The 6658-nt window shown below is 42.1% G+C and carries 8 protein-coding genes and 1 pseudogene; 2 read left to right on the top strand and 7 right to left on the bottom strand.

Annotated elements, in window-relative coordinates; all coding sequences use genetic code 11:
* Positions 1-95 precede the first annotated feature (95 nt).
* The gene (locus B3Q46_RS07870; RefSeq protein WP_005234215.1) at positions 96-1034 is read left to right on the top strand and encodes a tRNA dihydrouridine synthase; all 939 of its coding nucleotides are present in this window, start codon (positions 96-98) and stop codon (positions 1032-1034) included.
* 19 nt (positions 1035-1053) lie between these two features.
* On the opposite strand, the gene B3Q46_RS07865 is transcribed toward B3Q46_RS07870, so the two are convergent.
* The 4 genes from B3Q46_RS07865 to rpe all read right to left on the bottom strand — a co-directional run bounded on the left by B3Q46_RS07865 (position 1054) and on the right by rpe (position 3946).
* On the bottom strand, positions 1054-1728 hold the full coding sequence (locus B3Q46_RS07865) for a nuclease-related domain-containing protein (RefSeq protein WP_005234214.1): 675 nt from the start codon (positions 1726-1728) through the stop codon (positions 1054-1056).
* Between the two features lie 33 nt (positions 1729-1761).
* Positions 1762-2244 (bottom strand): methylated-DNA--[protein]-cysteine S-methyltransferase, encoded by a 483-nt coding sequence (locus B3Q46_RS07860; RefSeq protein WP_005234212.1) that lies wholly within the window; start codon positions 2242-2244, stop codon positions 1762-1764.
* 69 nt (positions 2245-2313) lie between these two features.
* On the bottom strand, positions 2314-2631 hold the full coding sequence (sugE, locus tag B3Q46_RS07855; protein WP_005234210.1) for a quaternary ammonium compound efflux SMR transporter SugE: 318 nt from the start codon (positions 2629-2631) through the stop codon (positions 2314-2316).
* Between the two features lie 628 nt (positions 2632-3259).
* Entirely contained in the window at positions 3260-3946 is a 687-nt protein-coding gene (gene rpe / locus B3Q46_RS07850; protein ID WP_005234194.1) for a ribulose-phosphate 3-epimerase, read from the bottom strand.
* A 168-nt stretch (positions 3947-4114) separates the two neighbouring features.
* Here rpe and B3Q46_RS07845 point away from each other — a divergent pair, with 168 nt between their 5' ends.
* Positions 4115-4393: a DUF2218 domain-containing protein gene (locus B3Q46_RS07845; RefSeq protein ID WP_005234191.1), complete on the top strand. Its 279-nt coding sequence runs from the start codon at positions 4115-4117 to the stop codon at positions 4391-4393.
* A 44-nt stretch (positions 4394-4437) separates the two neighbouring features.
* Here the strand turns inward: B3Q46_RS07845 and B3Q46_RS07840 are convergent, their stop codons facing one another.
* From B3Q46_RS07840 to fghA, 3 genes and pseudogenes are all read right to left on the bottom strand, one after another.
* Positions 4438-5436, bottom strand: coding sequence for a M48 family metallopeptidase (locus tag B3Q46_RS07840; RefSeq protein WP_005234189.1), 999 nt, complete (start codon positions 5434-5436; stop codon positions 4438-4440).
* Positions 5396-5648 (bottom strand): annotated as a pseudogene (locus B3Q46_RS07835) (DUF898 family protein); the annotation flags it as partial. The pseudogene B3Q46_RS07835 and the gene B3Q46_RS07840, both read right to left, overlap by 41 nt.
* A gap of 160 nt (positions 5649-5808) precedes the next feature.
* The gene (fghA, locus tag B3Q46_RS07830; protein WP_005234179.1) at positions 5809-6645 is read right to left on the bottom strand and encodes an S-formylglutathione hydrolase; all 837 of its coding nucleotides are present in this window, start codon (positions 6643-6645) and stop codon (positions 5809-5811) included.
* Between the last annotated feature and the right edge of the window lie 13 nt (positions 6646-6658).

Here is a 6658-nt window from a genome sequence, read left to right as displayed (position 1 = left end):
CATACTTTTTGAAACACCACCGAAAATTAAACTGCCTGGACTTTCCCACCAAAAAGCCGTATAACACCGTTTTTCGAATTAACAGGTGTTGACCATTGAAACTTGTTCTTGCACCCATGGAAGGCTTAACTGACCCGATTATGCGTGATGTACTGACATCCGTCGGGAGCTTCGACTGGTGTGTAACCGAGTTTATTCGTGTCACGGATTCGGTGCTGCCAGATCATATCTATCACACCTACTGCCCTGAACTGTTAAATAATGAGGGCAAAACTGCTACCGGTACGCCAGTGCATGTACAATTTCTGGGAAATAACCCGGAAATGCTGGCAGCCAATGCAGTGAAAGTCGCTGCTATGGGCGCGCCTGCAATTGACATGAATTTCGGCTGTCCAGCCAAAACCGTAAACCGTCACCGTGGTGGTTCAGTACTACTAGATGAACCTGAAGTCGTTTATGAATTGGTCAAAGCTGTTCGTGATGCAGTGCCCGCACATATCCCGGTTTCGGCGAAAATGCGTCTGGGTTATATGGATCGCAACTTCATGATGGAAAATGCGCATGCCATTGAAGATGCTGGAGCGGCCTGGGTCACTGTTCATGCGCGGACCAAGGCCGATGGCTATACTCCGCCAGCCTTTTGGGACCAACTGCAACCGATCCGTGAAGCCTTAAAAATCAATGTCATTGCCAATGGTGAAATCTGGACCAATGCCGATGCGAAGCAATGTCAGCTAGAATCAGGCTGTGAAGACCTGATGATTGGCCGTGGTGCAGTCACTACACCTGATCTGACCCAATGTATTCGTCAAAATTCTGATGAGCCGCTCATCACCTGGAATGAGCTGCTTGAACTGCAAATCCGTTTCCTGAATGGTTCCTATAAAAAGGAAATGAATATGGTCGGCCGTTACAAACAATGGCTGGGGATGATGTCTAAGCATTATCCTGAAGCCAAAGTACTCTGGGATGAGGTCAAACGGATTAAACAGCTGGTTGAAATTACTGAAAAGTTAAAAGCCTCGAAAAATTAAGAAAAATCCTTTGAATGATTCAAAGGCTTTTCTGTTCGGATTGCCACCTGTTTAAATTTGCGACATGTTCACGGTTGGTTTTCCAGGATTTTTCTAGTACTTCCTTCTCCAAGCGAATCTGGATACGTTTAATCTTGGTATCAGAAATAACTCGCTGATTAAAGCTTTTTACATAATCTGTCCAACCTGCGCCTCGAAACACATAATTTGGCATTGGGGTTTTGAATACCGCATCTGGCATAAATACAATCACAGAATGCAGCTGGTCTGGCTCGATAATATCAGCTAGCAACTGCTCCAGAACTTTGATGTGCTTATAATTCTGATGAATCGGATTTTGAAATTTATAGCTATTTTTATAAAGTTTTTGCGTCCGGGTCTTTTGTCGCTCGCCACCAAAGATCCAGCCTTTATAGTTTTTGGTTTTAATCACAAACAGGCCATAAGGACTTAATAAGAGGTGATCAATTTGGGTTGTTCCTCCGTCTCCATCCGGAAGAGTCAAATCATTTAATAATTGATACTCAGGGTCTTTCAGATAAAGTTTGACATGCGTGGCAACAGCGAATTCTCCCAGCTTCCCTTTTAAAAATGGTTTAAATAACTTAAATACGATGGAACCAATAAAAAGTAGAAGAACCCACCATAAACTGGACCAGAGTTGGCCTAAGATTTGTGTTGCGAACAGATCCATATTTTAATTTTCATTAATTTTATGATTTTGATCTTAATGGGTTCTCTCAATATTTAACAGAATTTCTTTTTTATCCAGACCGCCTGCAAAGCCTACTAACTTACCGCTACTGCCAATCACCCGATGACAAGGTGCAATAATCGAGATCGGGTTTTTACCATTGGCAGCACCCACGGCGCGTACTGCTTTAACATTACCGACCTGTTCAGCGATTTCTCGGTAACTTCGGGTCTGTCCATAAGGAATATTCAGCAAAGCCTGCCAGACTTTTTTCTGGAAATCTGTACCAGCAAAGTCCAAAGGCAAATCAAAAACATTGCGCTGACCGGCAAAATATTCCTGAAGCTGACGCCGAGCTTCTATCAATACTGGATGCTGTGGATCTTCAACCAGAGTTGCCAACCTGACCCGATTCGGTTTTTCACAATCCCAGAGTACAGCCACCAGTGCCGTTTCATTGGCGACCAGCTGCAACTGCCCTACAGGCGAGTCCATATAAATATGACTGAGTTGCATGGCCCTACTCCTACAGAATCAAGCTTGCCAGTTTTTATTTTACTCGAAATCAAAACTGCTCAACAGCTCTTAGGAGGAGGATAATTTCATCAAAACAAGTCCGGAAATAATCAGCCCCGCAGCCAGCATACGCATAGCAGAAGCAGGTTCACCTAAAACTATAACACCGACCAGAAATGAGCCAACTGCGCCAATGCCCGTCCAGATGGTATAGGCAGTCCCTAAAGGCAAAGTACGCATGGCATAGGCCAGTAATACAAAACTGAGCACCATAAAAACAATCGTAAAAATACTCGGTGTGAGTTTAGTAAAACCCTCTGAGAGCTTCATGGAATAGGCCCAGACAATCTCAAATAGTCCAGCGAATACAAGTATAATCCAGGCCATATTGCCCTCCTCCTAATTAACAGGGTCAGGCCGTCCTGACGAATTTTCTTGTTGAATTTAATAAACTTAATCAACAAGGGAGGTCGTTCCCCCTAAAAAAAACAGGCATTCTATAAAGCAGACGGTAAAACCAAACTGCCGTTTACAAAATTTGACTGAATGAGAATTAACTTAACCATGTCTTACTCAAATGCTCAGGACAACTTGAAGATTTCAGCCTATCTTAAGGAACGCAAACACGGGAAATCGTGTTATGACATTACAGAGACTTGAGTAAGAAAAACAAACAAGGAATAAATCCATATTATTAAGTTATGCACATGAATTAAATTTAAAAAAAGCGTGGAGATCTTACACAATGAAACACATAACCAAGACCTATTGATCACTTTTTGTTTGGCTTGATTATTAACCTTTGATGAATAAACGATCACCAAAATCAAGGGTTGACATAGGTAAAAAGAACTCCAGTCGAGTTCTTTTTATACAAATTTTGTCTAAGATACAATCAATCAGGCTACAAACGATTACAAAATATGCAACATATCCATATGGTTATCAACATAGATATCTACACACTTATCCATAAAGTTATCCACAGATTTATACACCTTAAACATTTTAGAGATTAAAGTTGAATTTGACCGACTTTAGCCAGCTCACTACGCATATCATCAATCACAGCTTTATAATCCGGCTTGCCAAAAATCGCTGAACCAGCCACAAACATATCTGCACCAGCTTCTGCAATTTCACGAATATTTGCTGGTCCCACACCGCCATCTACTTCTAAACGGATATCACGACCTGAAGCATCAATGATCTTGCGTGCTTGACGTAATTTATCCAAAGTCATTGGAATGAATTTCTGTCCGCCAAAGCCGGGGTTCACACTCATTAGCAGTACCTGATCAACCTTATCCAGTACATAATCCAGATAATGCAATGGTGTCGCTGGATTAAATACCAGACCGGCTTTAGCACCACCCGATTTGATCAATTGTAAAGAACGGTCAATATGATCAGATGCTTCCGGATGAAACGTAATAATATCTGCGCCTGCTTCCAGAAAGTCACCAATCATACGATCTACAGGTTTCACCATGAGATGCACATCAATAGGTGCCTGAATACCATATTTTTTCAATGCCTTACATACACCTGCGCCAAAGGTTAAATTGGGTACATAGTGATTATCCATAACGTCGAAATGCACAACGTCTGCACCGGCCTGAAGTACATTTTCAACTTCTTCACCTAAACGGGCAAAGTCGGCAGACAAAATAGAAGGTGCAATTAAATAAGGCTTGGACATGAAAGGACCTGGCTAAGTGAAATTGGATTTTTCCCATTATATCAAATCCGCTCCGGCTACTGTGATTCGATGTTGCAAGATTAAAACGCTGTGTAACGCTTTGAGGCTTATGCCAGCATCACTGCTTGGTTTAAAGTACAGGATAATGATGAATAGTGTAGAAAACTGATGAAAAGTATTGCCCATATCCAGACGCAACAAGCTTCACGAATTGCCAAACGCCTGGCCAATCACTGGAAAAATAAATTTAATATTGATGAAACCGGACAAAATTTCCTGATTCATTTTCCAAGTGCAGAAGTGAGTCTGACACCCGAGGCAGATCATCTTACCGTAACGATTCAGAGCAATGCTGATTCCACTGACCTGAATAAACTTGAAAATGTAGTGCTGGATCATCTGATCCGTATGGGACAGGAAAATCTGACTGCCGACTGGCAAAGATAAGCACTAAAAAGCCTTGATAATCAAAGCATAATAATGATCAGAAGCTAAAAATGATGATTCGCCTGTTCATTAAAAGCATGAATCCGTTTAATTCTTTTATCCAGTTCGGGATGTGATTCCAGATATTTTTTAAACTTCCCGATCAGGCGAATCCATTTCAGTTCAGTTTCTGTCAGGTGCCGGTCTTTTCCATCGATATTGAGAGTGAAATTTTTCATTTTTAAGGTTTGTGATTCCTCTGCCAGTATTCTGGCATTTTTCACCCGCTGCAAAAAGTTCGACAAATGAATACTGGAGATCTGCTGTTGATGCAAATGTTGCATGGCATAATCATCCGCAGCAAGTTCAAGCGCCTGTGAATATCCCGCATCGGCGAGTACCGCTATAGATGCCGCCACCACATCACTTAAATCTCCCGTTACCAAGGCAAATAATCCTGCTGCACTCAAGTTGGAAATCACTTTTTGCATACTATGTTTTTGCACCAGATGACCTTGTTCATGTGCCAGTACTGCAAGGACTTCTTCATCTGCACCGCTGAGCTTGACCAGTTCATCGGTAACAATAATGGTATTGTTTGGAATCGCTGCTGCATTAAGCCCCATAGTTTCTCCACCTTGACGGAAAATAATCTTTGCAGGTTGCCCTACCGCGATTTTTTGTTCGTACAATTTTTTTAGACGTGCTTGATGCTCTGCGGAGAGCTTGGATGACTCAGTTTGCTCAATTAATTTCTGCTCAGTTTGATTTCCTACCTCGATCAAGGTCTGTTCGGGAAGTAATTGAGCGAGCTGCTGGGCGGTATGAGGAATCCCCCATTTAAGAATAAAAATTACCGCACATATCACGATAATCATCGAGAAGAAAATCAGGAGTGGAGAACGTTCAAATTTCCATATGGCATGATAGATTTCTTTGGATTTAATCTTCAGCCAATGCGGTGCTTTGGTCAAAAATTCAATCCGGCGATCTTCAGGCAGTTCGATAATCGGTTTACGCCCCCCGACCCCGCCAATATCGGCTTGGCATGGCAATGAAGTCAAAGCGATGTTTTTAACAATTGGGTATTACCGTAGAAATAGCGGATACGGCGTGCCTTTGCCCAAGGGCTATACAAAGTAAGCGTAACGATGGTTAACATCAGATTCACCATCCAGATTCCAAAATATTCCGTGGCACTGCCATGAAATCGGAAGTTATGTTTTTCTAGTGAAGGTGATGGCTGGTCAATCTCTAGTTCAGGCTTATTGTGCATCGTGTTCTTAACTGCAACTGGTTCTACCTGATTTTTGAATAGCAACTTATATGCCATTTTTATTATATTTATTTGATATTCATATAAAAAACTCCAAAAACATGACCTATTTTTGGAGTTTTATTGCACTTTTAAGTTTGCTTCACTTTTATTGCTTGGCTTATGGATTTAATTGCACGGCATGGAATTGTAGGTGGTCATCTACAAAGCTTTGAATAAAATAGTAACCATGATCATAACCCTGATGTTCACGTAAGGTTAATTTCTGGTTCACGGCATCGCAGGCTTGCTGAAATAACGCCGGATTCAGCTGGCTATAGAACTGGTCAGAAAAGCCCTGATCAATCAGGATGTCGCTAAACAGTGCACCCTTTTCCTGAACCAGCGCAGTTGCATCATGCTTCAACCATTCTTCGCGGTTTTCACCCAGATAATTCGAGAATGCTTTTTCACCCCATGGACATTGGCTCGGTGCACAAATCGGTGCGAATGCCGAAACTGAACAGAATTTTTCCGGATATTTAAAAGCCAAAGTTAAAGCACCATGTCCACCCATGGAATGACCGAAAATCCCGATCTTATCTGCCTGCACTACAAACTCTTCACACACCAGTTCATACAACTCATCGACGATAAAGCTTTCCATCTGATAATGTTCAGCCCACGGTGCTTGAGTGGCATTGATATAGAATCCGGCACCCTGCCCGATATCCCAGTGATCCCCTTTGGCAACATCATCTCCACGTGGTGAAGTGTCTGGTGTAATCAGAATCAGGCCAAGCTGGGCAGCCAAACGCTGGGCATGTGCCTTGATTGCAAAAGTCTCTTCAGTACAGGTCAGGCCAGCTAAATAGAATAAAGCCGGGCAATTTTGGCCTTCCAGAGCTTGTGGCGGCAGGAAGATGCCAAATCTGGTTGGTTTTTTTAATATTTTAGACTCAAAGCTATAAATCCGCTGTTCACCCTCAAAGCTTCGATTATTCTGTACCAGTTCCATCATCATTCCTTTT

This window comes from Acinetobacter sp. UBA2581 (assembly GCF_002339435.1).
Classification (GTDB): Bacteria; Pseudomonadota; Gammaproteobacteria; order Pseudomonadales; family Moraxellaceae; genus Acinetobacter; species Acinetobacter variabilis.
The sequence above is the reverse complement of the archived record's forward strand: the minus strand, read 5'-3'. Positions and strand labels throughout refer to the sequence as shown.

Bases quoted from the DNA above. Each gene is read 5' to 3' on its own strand.
- B3Q46_RS07860 (WP_005234212.1), bottom strand. From the start codon at position 2,244: ATGCAACTCAGTCATATTTATATGGACTCGCCTGTAGGGCAGTTGCAG.
- sugE (WP_005234210.1), bottom strand. From the start codon at position 2,631: ATGGCCTGGATTATACTTGTATTCGCTGGACTATTTGAGATTGTCTGG.
- B3Q46_RS07865 (WP_005234214.1), bottom strand. From the start codon at position 1,728: ATGGATCTGTTCGCAACACAAATCTTAGGCCAACTCTGGTCCAGTTTA.
- B3Q46_RS07845 (WP_005234191.1), top strand. From the start codon at position 4,115: ATGAAAAGTATTGCCCATATCCAGACGCAACAAGCTTCACGAATTGCC.
- rpe (WP_005234194.1), bottom strand. From the start codon at position 3,946: ATGTCCAAGCCTTATTTAATTGCACCTTCTATTTTGTCTGCCGACTTT.
- fghA (WP_005234179.1), bottom strand. From the start codon at position 6,645: ATGGAACTGGTACAGAATAATCGAAGCTTTGAGGGTGAACAGCGGATT.